This is a genomic window from Geomonas agri, assembly GCF_020179605.1.
GTDB classification, from domain to species: Bacteria; Desulfobacterota; Desulfuromonadia; order Geobacterales; family Geobacteraceae; genus Geomonas; species Geomonas agri.
The window spans coordinates 16,944-35,762 of record NZ_JAINZO010000004.1 but is presented as its reverse complement, the minus strand read 5'-3'; the positions used below and the strand labels follow the sequence as shown (position 1 = coordinate 35,762).

Below are 18,819 nucleotides of genomic sequence, written 5' to 3'. Positions count from 1 at the left end.
CGTGGCCTAGTTAGGCCGCTTTACCGTCGGCTTGGCCGGCTCCGTGCCGGGACGGAACACCCGTCCCCGGTAGCTCCCCTTTTGCTCCCAGAATAGGCGGAACTCCCGGTCGCGCAGTACGCGCATCTGAGCAAGCGTGCGCTTGCCCAGTTCGGGGGGGAGCTTGCCGCGCGGCACCCGAAGCCACGGTCCGCGCCAGGATCTGGCACGGTACCAGACCCCGCCGCTGACCTTGAAATAGCTGTCGGCGAGGTAGAAGAGATCCTCGCCGCGCCCGGCCGCCACCCCGAAGCCAAGTTCCGCCGGGAACAGAAACAGCGGCGCCCGCTGCGCCGTTGACGGCGCCCCCCGCGGGCGCTCGCCTTGCCGCGACTCCGCCGCGGGGGGCGCCTGCTCCTCTTGCTGCCGGTAGTACTCGTCGTAGAACTGGTACGGGTAGTAGGTCCCGTCGCCGCGTGCGCTACCGGCCACGGCGAGCAGCAACGTCAACACCCCAACTGCTTTCATGGCAGCCTCCCATCTTTCGACTGGTCCGCCAGCCCGGTCAGTTCCAGGCTCGCCCGCCAAAGGCGCCCTGCTGCAGCCTCGTCGTAGGAGGCGGGTGAGGAATGCTCTTCTTTCTCCTCGAAGTAGTAGCCGCCGCTTTTGCCAGCCAGGTCGCCGGCGCAGGCCAGGTAGAGCACGGTACGCGCCGCCCGGCACGGCCCGACCAGCCTGCCGCTTCTCAGTGAGCCCGCAACGTGGGACAGCCAACTCGAGAGGCCGTTGTTCAGCGCGAAACGTGTCAGCACGTTCCCCGGCGCCGCCGCGTTTGCCGTAATGCCGCTCCCCTCCAGGCGTCGGGCCAATTCGTAGGTGAAGAGCAGGTTGGCCAGTTTGGACTGGGCATAGGCCCTCCTGCCGTCGAAACCCCGTTGCAGGTTCAGGTCCTCGAAGTCGATGGCCGGGCAGGCGCGGTGCGCGGCCGAGGCGACGTTCACCACCCGGGCCCGACCCGCCGCGCGCAGTCGCTCCATCAGGAGCAGGGTCAGGAGAAAGTACCCCAGGTGGTTCAGGGCGAAGGTCATCTCCACCCCGTCGCTGCTGGTGAGGTGCCGGTCGAACCTCGCCCCGGCGTTGTTTACCAGCAGGTCCAGGCGCGGGTACACCGCGTGCAATCGGCGAGCGATGACGCGCACCTGCTCTTGGCTGGAGAGGTCCGCCTGCCAGAACTCCACCTTGTAGTTGCCGCTGTCGCGCACGATCGCTTCGGCGCTCCTCTCGCAGCGCACCCGGTCCCGTCCCACCCCGATCAGCGTTGCCCCCTCCCGGGCCAGCGCGAGGGCGGTGGCTCTGCCGATCCCGGAACTGGCTCCGGTCACCAGACAGATCTTGCCGGTCAAGTCTCCCCACACACCCATAGCGGCCCCCTTTTTACAGCCTTAAAGTAATCTAATGATTCTCCGGTGACCGGTGCGATTGTCAAGGTTGTCTCACCCCATTTTTCATTGGGAAGTTGGCAGCCATCTGCGCTATAGTGGCCTGTGGTCCCGGCATTCGGCCGGGCCGACCTCGAGAGGAGAAGGGGGAGTCGGTGGCAAGAAGACCATGGGTGGACAAGGAACAATGCATCAGCTGCGGCATCTGCATCGCCAACTGCCCGCAGGTGTTCCGCTTCGACAGCCACGGCAAGTCGGAGTGTTTCGACCCTGCCGGCGCTGCGGAGGACGTGATCCAGGCGCAGGCGGTGGAACTGTGCCCGGTGTCGTGCATCAGCTGGGAGGACCAGTAGCGTGGCGCACGCCAGCAGGCCCGCCGGTCTCATCAAAGGGGGCGCCCTGTTCGCCTGCGTGGTGGCGATCAGCCTGTTGCACTACCTGACGCCGCTCAGGCTGGGGATGCTGCACGACATCTTCCAGCGCCTGTACTACATCCCCATCATCCTGGCCGCCTACTGGTTCGGGTTCCGCGGCGGCATTGGCTGCGCCATCCTGGTCACCGTGGCCTACGCCCCGCACATCCTGTTCCAGTGGGGCGGACACATCGCGATGGAAATGGAGAAGTACCTGGAGGTGATCCTCTACAATGTGGTGGGTGGGATCACCGGGTTTTTATCGCAGCAGGAGCGCTGCCGGCGCGAGGAGCTGGAACGGACCGCCCTGGGCCTGGAGGATTCCTACCGGCAGCTCAAGAGCCAATCCGAGCTGATCATCAGGATCGAGGAGCAGTTGCGGCGTGCCGAGCGCCTCTCCGCCCTGGGTGAACTCTCCGCCATCCTGGCCCACGAGATCAGGAACCCGCTCGCCTCCATCCGTGGCACCGCAGAGATACTGATGGAACAGGGGGTCCCGGCCGAGCGGCGCGGCGAGTTCCTGGAGATCCTGGTCAAGGAGTCGGACCGGCTCAACCGGGTGGTGGAGGACTTCCTGCGCATGGCGCGCCCGGAGCCGGCCGACAAAAGGGAATGCGACATCAACCAGGAACTGGCCAACATGGTAACCCTGCTCTCGGCCCAGGCGCACGGCTGCGGGGTGAGCCTCGACCTTTCCTGCGGCACCGTGCCGCGGCTGGTGGCGGACCCGGAGAAGCTGCGCCAGGCCTTCCTGAACATCATGCTGAACGCCATTCAGGCTTCGCCGGAAGGGGGGACGGTCCAGGTGGCCACCGCCTTCGACCGGGAGTCAGGGATGGCCGAGATTCGCTTCACCGACCAGGGGGGCGGCATCGCCGCCGACGCCATCGACCAGATCTTCGAGCCCTTCTTCACCACCAAGGGGAGCGGCACGGGGTTGGGGCTCCCGATCACCAAGAAGATCGTGGAGGGGCACGGCGGCAGCGTTGAGGTGGCGAGCGAGCCGGGCAGGGGGGTGACCTTCAAGGTGCTGCTCCCGGTCCCGGCTTGAGGTTGTGGAAAATCCTACTGCGCCTGCAGGATATTCCACAGGGTGGTGCAGGGTACTGAAACTGCCGGCGCAGCCAACACAGTGATCTTTAGTAGTTAGCTCCATCGGGCGCCGTGGCACGCTCCTTGTAAAAAGGAGGAGCGTCCGGGCAAGCCGGGCGCATTCCGCGCCTGCAGCGCCCGATCGGGAGCCGCCCATGAAAAACAAGATCCTCAATACCGCCCTGATAATGGCCGTGGTCGCCGTGCTGGCCGTATTCGCCTTCTACGTGCGGGTGGGGGCAACCGCCGACCAGGTGGTGGTGCTGCGCACCTCCGGAATGACCTGCGGCAGCTGCGTCAAGAAGATCACCGAGACCCTGCAGTCGCAAAAGGGGGTGGCTGCGGCGGAGGTGGACCTGGAGTCGGGCTTGGTGGTGGCCGGCTACGATTCCAAGCAAACCGCGCCCGAGAAGCTAGCCCAGGCGGTGCAAAAGAGCGGCTTCCACTCCCAGGTGGCCCAGGTGATCACCCCGCAGCAGTTCAAAAGCGTGGTCGGGCGTGACGTCGGTGGCAAGGCTGCCCCTGGTGGATGCTGCGGCCAGCGCGGCTGCGGCGGCGCCCAATAAAGAGTTTTCGTCACGCCCGCGTGGCGCGATCCAGCACGAGCCTGCCCGTCAGGCCCCAAAAGGAGCAACACATGGTTCAGTCGAGCAAAAAAGGATTCCAGACCCTCCTTCTCATCGCAGTTGCCGTTGTGGCCATGGCGAGCGTCGCTTTTGCTTTCAGCTTTCCCGGGATGGGGAAATACGAGAAGGTGAAGGCCTCCGGCGGCAGCGTCACCATCCCCGCCGACAAGGTCAGCGACGGCAAGGCGCACTACTACAAGTTCGCCGACGCCGGCAAGGAGATCAACTTCTTCATCGTCAAGGGAAGCGACGGCCAGCTTCACGTCGCCTTCGACGCCTGTGACGTCTGCTACCGCGAGAAGAAGGGGTACGAGCAGGCGGGTGACAAGATGAACTGCCTGAACTGCAACCAGAAATTTGCCATCAACAAGATCGGCGCTGCTTCCGCCGGCGGCTGCAACCCCTCCCACCTTCCCGCCAAGGTTGACGGGGGCAAGGTGACCATCTCTGTCTCCGATCTCAAGGCGGGCACCCGCTTCTTCTAGACAGGGGCGGGGCGCTCTCACCCTGGCCGTACAGACGCCGGGACGCGCACAGTAAGCGCTCCCGGCGTTTTTTTGTGATCCTTTCCCGAGTAGTGCGGCAACGCGCCGGCCCGTCTCGGTTTTGCTGGTTGACACCCGTCTTGCCGGAGGTGTATTACAGAGGAGCAGTCAGCATCAGGGGGTATCACGTGAGCAAGGACAAAGACGAGCGTAAGAGGTCGCACCTCAAGCTCGTGGTAAATAACGCGGAAATCAGGAGCGCCAGGCCTTTGGGTGCCGAGCAGGAGTTCGTCCCCCTCGAGGAACTGATCGCCAACCGGGACCTGTTCCGCCCCGCCTTCTACCGCGGCATGGGCCGACTGCAGACCAAGGGGTACCAGCAGCTGGAGCGGTTCCTTGCCAACCGCGGCGCCCCCTACGGCATTGACCCCGTACACGGCAAGGTGATGGTGCTCCCCGCGGGGAATGTGTCACCCGAGGCGCTGGAATACGGCTCTCCCCAGGACGAACTGTTATTGAGCATCTCCGAAGACGCCGGAGGCTCAGGGCTTTGCTTCTCGCTGGAGATGATCCTTCCCTACTTCAGCGAGGACGACGCGGTCATGGAGGAGGCGCTCCTTTTCGCGCCCGTCCTGCAGTACGGCGCCTTGTTCCTGGAGGAGAACCCCCATGACGGCATGCTGGACCTGATCTACCGTCTCGCCGTGCCGCTGTTTCCCCCGGTGCTCACCACCCGTTTGGCCGATCGGATGTTCTCCATCTTTTCCTTCGAACTGAAGGAGACCTTCCTCGCCCTCTCCGACTACCCAGAGGGGTAATCCCGCCTCCTTTTGCTTGCTCTTCCCGTCAAACTCCTGCCCGCTCCGTCACAGTGATGCCCCCTGGACGAGGCGGGAAGGTCTTTAACTGTTTAAGACCTTTATGCTGATGTTTGTATTTTACTGATATATGCACGCCGGCAGTTTGTGCGGAAATTGAGGTGACCGCATGGGAGCGCGCAGGCTTTCCGTAGACGCAGGCGTCGTTAAAGTCCCTCTTTATTCCCAACTGTGATCAGGGTTAGCCCTGTTTTCAGGGCGATGTTGTCTTTTGCCTTAACGGCGTTAGCTGCCCTCGCCCTTTTTTGCTGCAGCCCGGCTCTTGGCGCAACCTGCGCCGATTGCCACGATCCCCACGACGGGACGTGAAATATTTCCTTAGGTGAGCGCGCCCCGGCAGAAGACACATTTCCTTTTCGTACCCTATGCCCCTAATCCTAACCGCTTTCAGGTCCAGTCGGGGGTGTCAATGAAGAGTTCGTGCGGAACGGTGTCCTGTGCTAGTCTTCCTAGTTGCGGAGTTCGGCTTTTCCCCGGGACGAGGGTGCTCATTAGTACTCTTGAGGAGGTCTGTGGCTCCAGGCGTTGTTTTCTTGCTTGATAGCTGATCCTCACTGGCACACAGAGGATGGCTTCGTCTTTCCCCCGCAGCCCTGTTTTGCAGAAAGGGCATTCTCCATTTTTCTCCCTGTAAGTTAAGGGTCCTTTACTCGCCCTCTCCGACTGCACCGAAAGGCTGCCTGTTACCTCACCAACGGTGTGCCCTATGCTGTTCTAACTCTGCGCATCCCCCTGTTCGGATTTTTCCTCTGCTAAAGCAGCGGGTTACCTTCTGGCTGGTTAGTAGGTGTTCAATTGCTGATGGTCCCCTACGGGTGATGCGACGGGGGGAAAACCTTTAATTATGGTGGTTTACGCCACATCGCCGTTTGGCACATCCATTGCTCATGTCATGGCAACGCCGGACTGACGAAATTTACGTTGGAGGTCGACCATGAAAATTCGGAACAGACTCTTATTGTTGGTGTTTTTTTCTCTGGTTACAGTTCAATCAGCCTCAGCCGACTTCGACTCTGCTTTGAGCGCTTTTCGTCAGCAACGGTATGCTGAAGCTGCCGTAGAATTCAAAAAGTGCGATTCTGCCAAGGCGAACTTTTACTTAAGTCTCATGTATGGGATGGGGTGGGGGGTTAGGCAAAATAAAGAGGAGTCGGCAGCTTTCCTGAGCCGTGCAAAAAAGCTGGAACTGATGGAGACGAACCAGATAGCATCGCTCACGAGATAAATGAATGGGAACTTCCCGAGGTACATCCATCCTCCAGTGTTGAGTGGGGCGGCCGCCCCACCCAACCCCTCCTTTCAGCAATTGCCTATGCATCAAATTCGAAACCCGCCTGTGTCGTGATGGTATTTATCTGACCGTCGGTCACTAAAAAGAAGTGGCCATACCGTCCTTGAACGGGGTAAAAAGTTGTTGTCCAGACAATCTGCCCCTAAAGGAGGAAGGGTATGCCACAAGCAGTAAAGTAGCACAGAGGAAGCTCAGTTTGCTTGAGCTTGCTGCTGATTTGTCGAACGGCAGCAAAGCCTGCAAGATCATGGGCTACTCCCGCTAGCCGTTCTACAAAATCCGATGCAACTCTTGAAAAGTGCTATCACCCGATTTAGCACTATGCTACTATGGGTCACGGCTCCGATCTCGTTGTTTGTATTGCTATTTTGGCGAACTCAATATATCATCAGCAGTTATTAGAGCTCCATTTCTTATGTGTGTCATGGGACACCATTGGGTTAACGAGGTACCTTTCTAGAGGTACCCTTCTATCTCTGGTAGGGACTCGAGTTCGATAGTTCCTAAAGCATGCTTTGCCATTGCAATTTTGGTTTTTATTTTGACCGAATCGGTTGGGAGCAGGCCGTCTCGAAGGGCCAGCAATGCCGCTGTCTCTGCCGGGAAGTATTAATTTTTTGACAGTAAATTAAATAAATACTAGAAGATGTATCATCTTCACCAGTAGCCAGCGCGTCTGCAGTGGTGTTATAACCGCTGAAACACACGATGTCCCCTCTTGTATCATCTATGAAGCAGAAGGACGTAAATGATCATGTCCCCAAAATACTACACAGCCGTTGGTGCCACGACATGTATTGCAGTTGTATTGATCGTCGTCAGGCTAGCAATTCCGGAACCTGCATGTGCCGACAGTGTTGATGATCAGGCACTAGGCATACTGTCGAAAATGTCGGGAATGGCCGAAATCGTTCGACGGGCAACCGTTGATAAAGATCCGATCGCCATGACATCACTTGGCAAAATTTACCGTGAAGGGCGAGGGGTGCCGCGTAACGATCGTACAGCTGCTTATTGGCTCAGTAAGGCGGCAGATCTGGATGACCCTGATGCATGTTATGAACTGGGACTGTTGTATCTGGAGGGTAAAGGTGCTGAAAAAAATGAAAAGGCTGCAGCTCAGTGGTTTATTAGGTCAGCAGTGCAGGGGCACGCTATGGGACAGTATCGATTGGCGCTGCTCTATGAGGAAGGGAACGGTATTGCGCTAAACCCGGCAAGAGCTGCTACGTGGTACAGGGAAGCGGCCGATAAGGGGATTACCCCGGCGTGCTACCGTCTCGGGCTGTTGTACGAACGGGGAAGTGGTGTGCTGAAAGATGAAACTGCCGCAGTCGGTTGGTTCCGGAAAGCTGCCGAAAAGGGTAACGCTGAGGCCCAATACCATTTGTCTGTGATGCTGCAGGAGGGGCGCGGCGGTGAGAAAGATATGGTGCAGTCTGTCGAGTGGCTGAATAAAGCCGTCGAGCTGGGGCTTGCCGAGGCTCAATTACGTCTGGGGAAGATGCTGCTGGACGGGCGGGATCTGAACAAAGATGAGGCCCGTGCAACAGAATTGATTTCAATGGCTGCCAGACAAGGCTTGGTTGAAGCTCTCTACGCCAAGGCGTTGATGCTCGAGGAAGGTCGTCTCCTGAATAAAGATCATGCTCAGGCCGCTGACTTGATCAAAATGGCCGCAGACAAGGGATTAGCGATAGCGCAATACCATTTGGCAGGGATGTTTCAGGAAGGTCATGTGCTTGAGAAAAGCGAATCTTTGGCTGCAGTATGGTACCGCAAGGCCGCGGAACAGGGGCAAAGTGATGCCCAGTACCAATTGGGTTTACTTCTTGAGGAAGGTCGTGGCATGGACAGAAACCCAACCGAAGCGGCACGTTGGTATCAAAAATCTGCGGAGCAGGGTAGGGCAGATTCCCAGTATCACCTAGGGGTTATGCTTGAGCTAGGACAGGGTGTTGTGAAGGATGAGGCCGCAGCAGTAGAGTGGTATCAGAAGGCCGCGGAACAAGGTAATGTTCTCGCCTCGTATCGTCTCGGCTTGATGTTCCTTGAGGGAATTGGTGTAAAAAGGAACGAAGCAAATGCGGCAGTATGGTTGAAAAAGGCTGCCGATAACGGCATTGTCGACGCCAGCTACCGTCTTGGCATGCTCTATCACTCCGGTATGGGAGGGCAGCGCAATTCGGCTCAGGCTGTTATCCTGCTGACTCAGGCGGCACAGGCGGGTCACACTAAGGCGGAAGCTATGCTAGGATACCTCACTGAAAATGGATTGTGTGGCAAGCGAGAGTTTGACATTGCTGCCAAGTGGTACCAAAGAGCCGCCGAAAAGGGCGATAGTGATGCACAGTTCAATCTCGGCAATTTATATGCCCGGGGTGACGGTGTCGGGCAATCCTATTCCACAGCGTTCACGTGGTACACTAAGGCAGCTGAACAGGAGAATTCCATGGCGTCGTACAATTTAGGAACTCTGTATGAATATGGTCTGGGTGTTCAGATTGACCACCAGAAGGCACTAGAATGGTTCAATCGTTCGGCGCAGCAGGGGAACCTTTCGGCAAAACAAATGCTTCAGACACTGTCACAAGACAAACCCACGCCTTGATAAACAACGGGTCAGGTGCCGCATTAATTCATTGAGTAAAATACAAGCAGATAACTGTAAAATTATCAGCAAGAATTGAGCCAGACGCCGTGATCGAAATAAGGCATGTACCCAATGCATTCAACACAGAGTTTAGACCAGCCAAGGTGCCCACGTTATAGACATGCCTAACAGTAGCAGTTCAAACGATAAGCTGTTTTTTTACTTTTCATTGGCTCTACTGTCAGCCCTATCGCTGGCACTCTTCTGGCCGGCGCTGGGTCATGATTTCCTGATAAATTGGGATGACCGGCAGTATATTCTGGAAAACGACGCCATCAGGGGGCTGACAGCTGAACACCTGAAAGCGGCGTTCACAACCTTTTCCCTCGGCAACTACGCTCCACTCCACCTCGTTTCCTATATGATCGACTACGAAATTTGGGGGATGCGGCCTTTCGGATTCATTCTCACCAACATAGTGCTGCACACGCTCAACGGCTTGCTGCTGTATGCGTTCCTCCGACGGTTAGCAGGGGAGAGAATATGGATATTCTTTGCTAGCCTGATCTTCCTGCTGCACCCGGTGCAGGTCGAAACGGTCGTCTGGGCCGCGGAGAGGAAGACCGTGCTGGCGATGTCCTTCTTTCTGGCCAGCCTGAGCTGCTACCGTGAGTACCGAGAGGGTAGCGGAGGCTCCACACGGGGCTGGTACCTGCTATCATTGATCTCTTTCCTTGCGGCGCTGTTGACGAAATCAGTGGTTGTGGTCATGCCGCTGGTCATCCTTCTTTTCGACCTGTGCTACGGCGGCGGGCGATGTCTCAAAAAAAGCATTGTCGCCGTGGTTCCGTTCATGGCCCTTGCCGCTTGGACCGTTTTCATAGCCCTGATCAGCCACTCGGAAACACATGGCGGTATAACCACGTATCACGGCGGCAGCCCCTTTGCCACATTTTTGACGATGATCCCAGTACTGCTCAGTTACCTGCGTCTTGTCTTTTGGCCTACTGATCTAAGTGCCTTCTATGATGTGCCGATCAAGAGCGGTATTGATGCAGCAGTAGCGTTGGCTGCTGGGGCGTGCGCTATGTTGATCTGGCTTGGATGGTGGCTCTACCGGCAGAAAAGGGAACACTTCTTCTGGTATGCGCTCTTCTTCGTAGGCCTGATCCCGGTAAGCCAGATCGTTCCCATCGTAACCTTGATGAACGACCGCTATCTTTACTTTCCGATGCTGGGCGCTGCGGCATATTTGAGTGGCACGGTGCTGCCCAGCGTCACCTGGAAGGAATGGGTAGGCTCCGGAAGGTCCATGCTGCGCGTGCTCTTAATGGCCGGGTTGATCGTCGCATGCGCCGTTGTCAGCTCCCTCAGAATTGGTGTCTGGCAGGACAGTTTCACGCTTTGGGGCGATGCGGTGAAAAAGGCTCCGGCTGTGGCCCTGACCCACGATGGTTTCGGAGAAGGGCTACTACAGAGGGGACTGGTAGACGAGGCCATTAACCAGTTCAGAACTGCATTGAGACTGTACCCTCCTGCTATAAAACTCCGGGAGGGTTCCGGGCCGCGAAATGACGTCGCCAACACGCACAACAATCTGGGTGCAGCCTATGGCACCAAAGGCTTGACGGACAGTGCCATTGAGCAGTTTCGCATGGCGATAAAGCTGAATCCTCAACTCGCTAAAGCCTGGTTCAACTTGGGTAACGCTCAGGCAAACACTGGGCGGATGAATGAAGCGCTACTGAGTTTTGAAACCGCGGTACGCCTCGATCCTCGAAATAAGGCATACCAAGCGAACCTGAAGCTGACACGTGATATTAACTCTTTCAGTGAAATCACGAAGCAGCCAGACCAGGGAAATTGAAAAGAAACACAAGCCGGGTCTTTGCAACAGTTCCCGGCTTGTGTGTAGCGGCCATCCCTTCTCCGGATAAACTGACAAAGGGCCTTTATTTCGGTTCATCCGGTAATTTCAGGGAAAGCTGCTCTTATCTTGAGAAAGAAGTAATCGTGGCCCCGGAAGCCGTGAGCCATTATCTTGATTACTTTGATCTTGTTGTTTGTGCCCTTCGAAGCTGCCTGTTTGGAGCGGCCACTGGCATTGGTTTAGAATCCCTCTCTGGTAGTTCGAGCCGCCGGGTAAAAAGCGCCAGCGGATTTTCCACTCTCCAGCGCCCTTCGGCTCCACTGACCCCAAAACATCTCAGCCTCTTCGAGACATGGGGGGCTTCATAGTTTCATGAAGTCTTCCTTAAGTAGTTAAACCGTGAAGAAATTGTTGTTGGCCTCAAACAGCTTTTGGAGGCGAAGCATGTCTGCGTCTTTGGCGTTTTCAGCTGTTGCGAAGAGCAATAGCCATCGTGCTGTTTCTACAACCTTTCTTACTTTCTTGTCTTTTCTTAGCCTGCTTGCTTCATCCACCGAACTCTGTCTATTACTTCTCTGCGAAATTTTGCGGCAGAGTGGAAGAGGTCGCTGACGCTCTTGGCTTGCGGGGAGTGCTCTTTGTTCTCCTCCTCATGGAGACCATTATGTCCATAACGACGGCTTTCAACCGTTCGCATCCGTCTTCGCCTAACAAGTTGAAGAAAGGGCGAATGCTCTCCCTACTCCTGCCTTTACCTATACAGAGTACTTCCTTCCGGCTCGGCTCGACTATTACCGTTGTGTAGCGATGTCCCTTGTACAGAGCGAATTCGTCCATCCGATGACCTCGACCATAGACGGATCGACGGTTCCAACTCGATCTCTCGGCGAGCGCTTGTCAATCGTCCTTCATCTGGTTCCACGATAAACCCATATATGCAGCGCTTTATAGCAACGAAATCGCAAAGCTTGGCGACGCTTGCTGCCAGCCTAGTAGTAACCCTCGCATATTTCCCCCCAGGAAAGATTCTTAAGAGCAGGCCCACCGTGCGGACACAACAGTTTTGTAGAAGAACGACCAGAAAGGTCTGAGCATCCAGAGGTTGGCCGGTCGCGCCAGGTCCTCTTTGCGTTTTAATATACCGTAGAACCGTGTTGACCACAGGGGACTGAGACCATATTGCCTCGAATGGTGGACCCAACTCGAGTTCAATGCGTTTCTGGTTGCCGTCCCTCGATGGACCGAGTTCAGCTACACGATATCCTTCCCAGCCTCCAGCGATTGAAATGTAGTCACAAACTGACAACGGCAGCCTCCTGCGTATCGAGATTGGTGGGGACCATCTAGATACAGCAGTGCTGCCGCTGTCGTTTATAAATCCTCGCGGAATTCTCAGAAGAACATTTATTTCTTGATTGTCGCTTCTTCTAATATCACTTTGTACTTATAACCCGATCCGAAATCTTTATTCCTGAAGAGTGTGCCGGAAATGATAATTACATCACCTGCCTTAGGGAGTTCCTTAGAGGTGACCACCAAGTCGTTGGTCTTGCTGAACGCTTCACCCGTTCCATCCTGCAGATGTATCCAGTTTTTGCCCATTATCCCACTAGAAACCTTCATTACCTTCGCCTTTACTGTGACCAGTTTCTTGTCCAGATCAACGCTCTGTTCATAGCATTGGGCTACGGTATACATGTTCTCACCCTTTGACTGATCGATCACGATCTTTTCTGTAGAGATTGGCACAGCCACATTGCTGCCCATTGACTTCTTATTGAGCAATTCCGCCTCGGCGGGCGTCAATATTCTGTTGCAGAACATGATCTTATCGAAGGTGCGGTTGAGGGCTTTGGACTGAAAATTCATCATCGGTGTGCAATTGACGGCGCTAATCTCTTGTCCCACAGCCAAAGGCATTGCAGGGAACGCCGCCCAGCCATTCTTCCCGTCTTTTTCCAGGTTAACATATGTATAGTCACCGCTTGTCATCGTTTCGACGATCTTACCGCCGATGCCGGTAGCCACATCGTTACCCATCCCCGGCCTCCCATCAGGTTTTGCCTGCTCTGCTTCCTGCACTGCAGCTGCGCAGGTTCCTGCAACCGACATAGAGAGAATAAGAGAAAAAAATAACCTGTTTACATAGTGCTTCATTGTGTACTCCCTGTCTTTTGATGCCGCCCAAGGGCCGCGGAAACTATCTTGGGCATACTAGCATCCTTTGCCACATATTGGCAAGCCAACAGTACGCAATAACGCTCTACCCTCCTCAATCGATTTCTCTGGAAATGGTTCCATGAAAGATGATAGAAAGAATTCATGTCAAGGCGCAATTTTCTCATCTGGATTACCGCAGTGGCGGTAGGGGCGGTTACCCCTGCGTTGGTGGTGCTTGCAACAGGTCACACCCTCGTCTGGCGCGACTCCTCGAAACTGTTCCAGCCGATCCGGCCGCTCGTCGTAGATGCACTACGAAATCTTCAACTGCCGCTCTGGAACCCGTATGAAGTACTCGGCATTCCTCTCTTCGCGCAGCTGATGCACGGTGTTCTCCATCCTGTATCCGTGATCGGTGCATTCCTGTTCCCCCAGGCTGGTTTGGATGTTTTTATAACCATTTACATCATGCTGGCCGCCATCGGTGGCGCGCTCCTGGCCCGCCTGCTCGGTGTTTCATACGGAGCAGCCGCGCTGGCCGGCCTCGGCTTCGGCCTTTCTGGGTATGTGCTTGGATTGAGCTCAAATACCCAGTACCTGTGCGCCGCAGCCACGGCCCCGTGGTGCATTGCGGCAATCAGGGGGGCTGGCGACGAGCGCCGCTTTGGTGTTGTCATCGCTGCCGCAGCAACGGCAGCGATGCATCTCGCGGGAGACCCCCAATGGACAATCGTTGCGCTGTTGCTCGGCACGGCGCTGGCTTTGGAGGGGGGGGCGGGGCGCGGTTTCAGGAGAGCCCTGACAGGCATAGCCGTCGGAACCGCGCTGTCCGGCCTGCAACTGGTCCCGACGCTGCTGTTTTTACGCGAAACCACCCGCGGGGTTGATCTGGACTTATTCGACCGGCTGCAGTGGGCTCTTCCGCCATGGCGCATTCTTGAGTTTATCGCGCCGGGTTTTTTCGGCAGTCCCGGCCAAGGGGTGACCAAATGGCCTGTATTCATGTGGCTTGGCGGGCTTGCCAGGCCGGGGCTGGAGATGCCTTTCTTGCCCAGCGTACATATGGGGGCATGCATGCTTCTGCTGGCGCTCGCAGGGGTAGCGCATTCACGCATAACTAGGATACTCGGTGTTTCAACCCTGATAGCACTCTGGTTGGCGCTTGGCACCAGCCTCGGGGCAGAACAGCTCACACATCTCATGCCGGTATGGGGCAAGTTTCGATACGCTGAAAAAATGGTCGGTCCCCTAACCCTCTGTCTCTCACTGCTGGCCGCTTTCGGCGCCGAGCGGATCGCACAGCGCCCTTCAAAACTATGTTTGCTGTTTGCTGCAGGCGTCGGCTTTGCATGTCTAGGGCTGGCGCTGCTGCTGCCCAACTGGCAGGGACTCGAAACATTATTGACGGGAACCGCTGCCAATGGCGCTGCACCGCAGGCGATCCGTAATCTTGCGAGAGGACTGGTTCACGCAGGCGTGCCGCTCCTTGCGCTTGCTTGCCTGATCGCCGCTGCTGGGCACTGGGCTGCAACGCGCTCTCTCTTCCCCGCGGCTGCCGCAGGGCTGGTCTTCGCACAGGGGCTTTTCAGCGCGCACTATGCATTGCACGCAGGAACTCGCTCCGTCCTTGACCCGTTGCCCTTGCAGAAAGTCGCAATCAGCGGCGAGCCGACCAGAATTGTGACACCATTTGAAGAAAACTACAATTATCAGATGGGGATAGACGAATTCGACGCCCAGACAGGCGGCCAATCCCACATGGGAGCACCGTCATACAATGTTGCATCGCACATTGACCAAATCAATACCTATACCGGGCTGCGCCCCCGGCGCTTTGATCTGTTGATAGCGACTCTTAATCGCCAGTTTGGCATCCAGGCCTTAACCGCCTTGAGGCGCTATGCACTGACCCATGTGATCATCAAGAACCCGCACTCTGACAATGAAGCCGAGGTGGCAAGGGCTGCGAGCACAGGTGGCAACAAAGTGCTGGAAAATCCCGACTGGGACTTTGCAGGATGGCAAGTCCCTCACCGTCCGTGGGCAATGTTTGCGGAGCAGGTCACACTCGTGCCAGGAGAAAAAGAAGCGCTGGAGGCGTTGACCGGCATTCTCGAACGGGGGGGGGCATCGGTAGTTCTCGAAGGTGCATCACCGGCAGGAGCTCTTGGGGCAGGCTCGGTTCTCGCCAGTACTCGCCTGTCCAACCATCTGCGGATCGAGGCAGTCTCAAAAGAAGATGGTATTCTGGTCGTCAATGACTCGTATTGGCCTGGCTGGCGTGCAAAAATAGACGGCAGGGATGTGCCGATATGGCGGGCTGATTATGCGGTCAGAGCTGTGCCTTGGCCCGCTGGGAAACACGTACTAGAAATGAACTATGAGCCGCGAGAGGTGCGTATTGGCCTGCTTATCAGCGTGGCAGGAGGAATTGCCCTGATTTCATTAGCGGTCGTGGAATGGCGACGATTACGGGTGACAGCACCGTAAAGTAACCCGATTGACACTGAAGGTTTAGGACCGACATGGCTGCAGTGTATTATGACAGGTTCATCCCTACGTGAAGCGACGACCGCTCCACCAGTGATTTTTTGAAGCGTTACTCGCTACTGTAGCCGTTTTTGCTCTTTTACAACTCGTTACTGGTCAACCAGAGGCCCCCCAAGAGGCATCTTTCCAGCCTCAGGCGACAAGGCCGAGGTTCCTCATTCGGAATAGGTTGTTAAGTGGCGGTCAGTAGGCCAAGTTCGTGGCGATCTTCTCTATTTAAGAACTACAGGAATCGATGGTGGGAATACCAATCCAAGAAGGCTTTGGCTGTATGAAGAAGGCAGGCAGGACACGCAATGTACCGACGCAGTCACTGAGCGAACCCTTTGGTCTCGTACTCCTTGTCAGCGCCCAAGGTCATGCGTTGGGTCGTTCTGTCAGTCGCTGCAGCATCTTTTAGTAGCTTCGCACTCACCGGTATCACTCACTTAGGTTACCGTGGTCTTCACGATCAGACCGCTACGATTTTCATCAACGTATGTCTTTGGCAGGACAACTTTGCCTCTTTCGTCCTACCCTGCGATAGAGGCGGGCATCGAGGTCGGTATCGGAGGTATGGGGTTCGTTACTGGGCTTCCTGCCCTTGAAATCTACGTCATGATTTTTGCACGCACCCGATGACGGCATCGGCGTCCAAGCCTCGATAAGAGGGCTATCTACGGTGTGGACACCAGGTGCTTACGCTTTGCCTGATCAAGGGTCCGGGATAGGATTAGAAATCACGGTGTTTCAATTCTTTTCAAAGCAAGTTTGGCGTCCTGGTTCCCCTGCCGCGAAGATTTCTTGTACAGCTTAATGGCTTCATTGAGGTTCTGTTCGACCCCCTGGCCCCGTTCATAGAGACGCCCCAAGCGGTACTGGGCCGGCGCACTGTCCTTGTCGGCAGCTTTATGATACCAGGCGGCAGCCTCGGTAAAATCGATTTTTACCCCATGGCCCTTTTCGAACATTACGCCAAGCATATATAGTGATTTGACATCGTCATCCGATGCCTTGAACTCCCGCAAGGCTGTTTTGTAATCGCCCAGCCGGTAGGCCTCCATGCCGTCAAAGTATGCGGCTCCTGAAAGGGTTGGACCCGTCAAAAGTAAGCAGGCACACCACAGCATAATACATATGAGTCGTTGCATCACTAATCCTCCGGTTGCGCTTGATTTTGACCGTGCTTCGCCAAACGGTTCAGAACGGGTGCTGTTCTTTTATAATTTTGGCTTGAATGTAATAGCAGCCCGATTAATTGTCAAGACCTTCACGCGCTGGTGTACCGCAGCTGAGCGCACGCTACGATCCAACGGTGTATGGTGCGGTACAAATAGCCAAGATCCATATTTTGCTGGCACTAGCCTATCAAAACATGGTAATTGAAACCACAGTTAGATGATCTTCGGCCGGTTCCAATTTTCCTTGGGCCCTATACGATTCTGTAGAGGCACAGTGTGTGCGGCCAATCCCCCTGGGCCTGCGATTGTCTTTTTTGTATGTCATGCATCAACGGCCGACAGCTTCAGGTTGCATGCAAGTTCGGTTCATTGCAAAAGGGCGATCCACCCAGGTGGCATGCTTTTGGATGTTGGAGAAATGAAGCGATACTACTCTGAAAAAATAACGCCCCATCTGCTTCCAGCAGCGGTTTTACTCGTCATTACCATAGCCGTCTATATTCGCATCCTAGGACATGATTTCCAGATCTTTTGGGACGATCAAAAATACGTCCTGGCCAATCAGGCGGTGAAAAAACTGACCCTTGAGAACCTGAAGAGTGTGTTCGCCCGTAGCTATCTCGGCAATTACGCCCCGCTTCACCTGATTTCGTACATGATCGACCATGTGGCCTGGGGCATAAAGCCGGCGGGTTATTTCCTGACAAACATCACCCTCCATGCCTGTAATGGGCTCATCCTATACATGCTCCTCATCAGGCTCGGTTTCAGCCGCTTGCAGGCCTTTTCCTCGGGATTCATTTTTCTCATCCATCCGGTGCAGGTCGAATCCGTGGCCTGGATATCAGAACGCAAGAACCTGCTGGCGATGTTTTTCTGTCTGTGCGGTTTTGCGGCGTACATCACCTACCGACAGCGCGGCCGGGATGGCGGAGGGAAAGCGTACCTGGCCAGCTTTACTTGCTTTGTATGCGCGTTGCTTTCCAAATCGGTCGCTGTCATCTTTCCGCTCCAGCTGCTTCTGTATGACCTCTGCTACGTGGAAAGGTCAAAGCGCGACAAATTGCATCTGGCAATCATCCCGTTCTTCTGTGCCGCTGCCGCCATGGCCTGGGTGACTATGCAAAGCCAGCTTCCGGGCGAAATGCCGGGGTTGGGGGGCGGCCGCACCGGCTACCACGGTGGTAGCCGGCTTGCGACATTTTTCACGATGCTGACCGTGTTAACCCGTTACGTGAAGCTTCTGTTTTGGCCGACAGGGCTCAGCACAATCTACGACCCGCCCGTGCGAACGGGAGTTGATGGCGCCGTGCTGCTGGGGGCAGCTATTCTGGCCCTTCTGGTGGCGGTTGGAATCATGCTCTATCGCAGGCAGCGCGGGCTTTTGTTCTGGTATAGCCTATTCTTCATCGGACTGCTGCCGGTTTCCCAGATCGTCCCGATTGTTACGCTGATGAACGACCGTTATCTCTACTTCCCGATGCTGGGCGCTTCAGTATGCTTCGGCAGCCTGGCCTACTGGTTTGAGACCTGTTCCGGCGCTCAAAGGGCACTGGCACTACTGCTGACCGGATTGGTATTCACGGCTCTGGCCCTGCTCTCATTTTCACGGGCCGGGGTCTGGAAAAACGACCTGACGCTCTGGAACGACGCGGCACGCAAGGCGCCTACCCACTATGTGGCACTCTATGGCTGGGCCCAGGCACTTCAGAACTCGGGCGATCTGGATGCGGCGCTTCCGGTATACCTGCGCATTCTGCAGAAAAATCCGCGTCATCTTGACACCTTGGCCCATCTCGGCTCCCTGTACCGGGCCAAGAACATGCCGCTGGCGGGGCGCCCCTACCTGCTGGACGTTACCCGCTATTACCCGAAACTGCCCCAAGGATTTCTCGAACTCGGCGCGAACTACTACCAGTCCGGGGACCTGGGAGATGCTGAAACAGCCTTCCGGAAGGCGCTGACCTTGCAGCCGGAGTCAAGGGAAGCCAACCTTAAGTTGGGCATAATCACCTTGCGGACACGCCGGTTGGCCGATTCCAGGTTTTTTTTGCAAAAGGTTGTTTCCCATTCTGGCACGAATGCCGACGTCGAATACAACCTGGCCTGCGTAGAGTCGTTGAGCGGCAACAGGCGTGCTGCGCTGCAACACCTGCAGTCATCACTTGCGCTGGGATTCAGTGATAAATACGCACTTATCCATGACCGTGATCTTGACGCTATACGCACCTTGCCGGAATATGCTGGGTTAATTAGTTCGCTGACCCGATAAGGACAGGAGGA

Annotated in this window: 14 protein-coding genes and 1 pseudogene; 10 read left to right on the top strand and 5 right to left on the bottom strand. The window is 56.0% G+C overall.

Annotated features, from left to right (window positions below):
• Positions 1-6: 6 nt before the first annotated feature.
• Positions 7-507, bottom strand: a complete 501-nt coding sequence (locus K7R21_RS19975) for a hypothetical protein (protein WP_224985061.1) — start codon at positions 505-507, stop codon at positions 7-9.
• A complete protein-coding gene (locus K7R21_RS19970; protein WP_224985060.1) occupies positions 504-1,400 on the bottom strand; it encodes an SDR family oxidoreductase in 897 nt (298 codons plus the stop codon). Before K7R21_RS19970 ends, K7R21_RS19975 begins: the two co-directional genes overlap by 4 nt.
• Before the next feature lie 173 nt (positions 1,401-1,573).
• On the opposite strand from K7R21_RS19970, the gene K7R21_RS19965 reads away from it, so the two are divergent.
• From K7R21_RS19965 to K7R21_RS19930, 8 genes are all read left to right on the top strand, one after another.
• The gene (locus tag K7R21_RS19965) at positions 1,574-1,771 is read left to right on the top strand and encodes a ferredoxin (RefSeq protein ID WP_224985059.1); all 198 of its coding nucleotides are present in this window, start codon (positions 1,574-1,576) and stop codon (positions 1,769-1,771) included.
• Position 1,772: 1 nt separating this feature from the next.
• Entirely contained in the window at positions 1,773-2,882 is a 1,110-nt protein-coding gene (locus tag K7R21_RS19960) for a two-component system sensor histidine kinase NtrB (protein WP_224985058.1), read from the top strand.
• Positions 2,883-3,078: 196 nt separating this feature from the next.
• The gene (locus tag K7R21_RS19955) at positions 3,079-3,489 is read left to right on the top strand and encodes a heavy-metal-associated domain-containing protein (RefSeq protein ID WP_224985057.1); all 411 of its coding nucleotides are present in this window, start codon (positions 3,079-3,081) and stop codon (positions 3,487-3,489) included.
• 71 nt (positions 3,490-3,560) lie between these two features.
• Positions 3,561-4,034, top strand: a complete 474-nt coding sequence (locus K7R21_RS19950; protein WP_224985056.1) for a DUF2318 domain-containing protein — start codon at positions 3,561-3,563, stop codon at positions 4,032-4,034.
• A gap of 188 nt (positions 4,035-4,222) precedes the next feature.
• On the top strand, positions 4,223-4,852 hold the full coding sequence (locus K7R21_RS19945; RefSeq protein ID WP_224985055.1) for a hypothetical protein: 630 nt from the start codon (positions 4,223-4,225) through the stop codon (positions 4,850-4,852).
• Positions 4,853-5,846: 994 nt separating this feature from the next.
• On the top strand, positions 5,847-6,137 hold the full coding sequence (locus tag K7R21_RS19940) for a hypothetical protein (protein ID WP_224985054.1): 291 nt from the start codon (positions 5,847-5,849) through the stop codon (positions 6,135-6,137).
• Between the two features lie 814 nt (positions 6,138-6,951).
• The gene (locus K7R21_RS19935) at positions 6,952-8,814 is read left to right on the top strand and encodes a tetratricopeptide repeat protein (protein ID WP_224985053.1); all 1,863 of its coding nucleotides are present in this window, start codon (positions 6,952-6,954) and stop codon (positions 8,812-8,814) included.
• Positions 8,815-8,977: 163 nt separating this feature from the next.
• Positions 8,978-10,663 carry a tetratricopeptide repeat protein gene (locus K7R21_RS19930; RefSeq protein WP_224985052.1) on the top strand — a complete coding sequence of 562 codons (1,686 nt, stop codon included), beginning with the start codon at positions 8,978-8,980 and terminating at the stop codon, positions 10,661-10,663.
• A 95-nt stretch (positions 10,664-10,758) separates the two neighbouring features.
• On the opposite strand, the pseudogene K7R21_RS19925 reads toward K7R21_RS19930, so the two are convergent.
• A pseudogene (locus K7R21_RS19925) lies at positions 10,759-11,972 on the bottom strand (ISL3 family transposase).
• A 98-nt stretch (positions 11,973-12,070) separates the two neighbouring features.
• Entirely contained in the window at positions 12,071-12,823 is a 753-nt protein-coding gene (locus K7R21_RS19920; RefSeq protein ID WP_224985051.1) for an OB-fold nucleic acid binding domain-containing protein, read from the bottom strand.
• Positions 12,824-12,988: 165 nt separating this feature from the next.
• On the opposite strand from K7R21_RS19920, the gene K7R21_RS19915 reads away from it, so the two are divergent.
• The gene (locus K7R21_RS19915; protein ID WP_224985050.1) at positions 12,989-15,316 is read left to right on the top strand and encodes a YfhO family protein; all 2,328 of its coding nucleotides are present in this window, start codon (positions 12,989-12,991) and stop codon (positions 15,314-15,316) included.
• 779 nt (positions 15,317-16,095) lie between these two features.
• Here the strand turns inward: K7R21_RS19915 and K7R21_RS19910 are convergent.
• Positions 16,096-16,506, bottom strand: a complete 411-nt coding sequence (locus K7R21_RS19910; RefSeq protein ID WP_224985049.1) for a tetratricopeptide repeat protein — start codon at positions 16,504-16,506, stop codon at positions 16,096-16,098.
• A 448-nt stretch (positions 16,507-16,954) separates the two neighbouring features.
• Between K7R21_RS19910 and K7R21_RS19905 the strand changes: the two genes are divergently transcribed.
• Entirely contained in the window at positions 16,955-18,808 is a 1,854-nt protein-coding gene (locus K7R21_RS19905; RefSeq protein ID WP_224985048.1) for a tetratricopeptide repeat protein, read from the top strand.
• The last annotated feature ends 11 nt before the right edge of the window (positions 18,809-18,819 follow it).

Excerpts from the sequence above, each read along its gene's own strand:
- K7R21_RS19975 (WP_224985061.1), bottom strand. The coding sequence starts at position 507 with ATGAAAGCAGTTGGGGTGTTGACGTTGCTGCTCGCCGTGGCCGGTAGC.
- K7R21_RS19970 (WP_224985060.1), bottom strand. The coding sequence starts at position 1,400 with ATGGGTGTGTGGGGAGACTTGACCGGCAAGATCTGTCTGGTGACCGGA.
- K7R21_RS19955 (WP_224985057.1), top strand. The coding sequence starts at position 3,079 with ATGAAAAACAAGATCCTCAATACCGCCCTGATAATGGCCGTGGTCGCC.
- K7R21_RS19950 (WP_224985056.1), top strand. The coding sequence starts at position 3,561 with ATGGTTCAGTCGAGCAAAAAAGGATTCCAGACCCTCCTTCTCATCGCA.
- K7R21_RS19940 (WP_224985054.1), top strand. The coding sequence starts at position 5,847 with ATGAAAATTCGGAACAGACTCTTATTGTTGGTGTTTTTTTCTCTGGTT.
- K7R21_RS19935 (WP_224985053.1), top strand. The coding sequence starts at position 6,952 with ATGATCATGTCCCCAAAATACTACACAGCCGTTGGTGCCACGACATGT.
- K7R21_RS19930 (WP_224985052.1), top strand. The coding sequence starts at position 8,978 with ATGCCTAACAGTAGCAGTTCAAACGATAAGCTGTTTTTTTACTTTTCA.
- K7R21_RS19920 (WP_224985051.1), bottom strand. The coding sequence starts at position 12,823 with ATGAAGCACTATGTAAACAGGTTATTTTTTTCTCTTATTCTCTCTATG.
- K7R21_RS19915 (WP_224985050.1), top strand. The coding sequence starts at position 12,989 with ATGTCAAGGCGCAATTTTCTCATCTGGATTACCGCAGTGGCGGTAGGG.
- K7R21_RS19910 (WP_224985049.1), bottom strand. The coding sequence starts at position 16,506 with ATGCAACGACTCATATGTATTATGCTGTGGTGTGCCTGCTTACTTTTG.
- K7R21_RS19905 (WP_224985048.1), top strand. The coding sequence starts at position 16,955 with ATGAAGCGATACTACTCTGAAAAAATAACGCCCCATCTGCTTCCAGCA.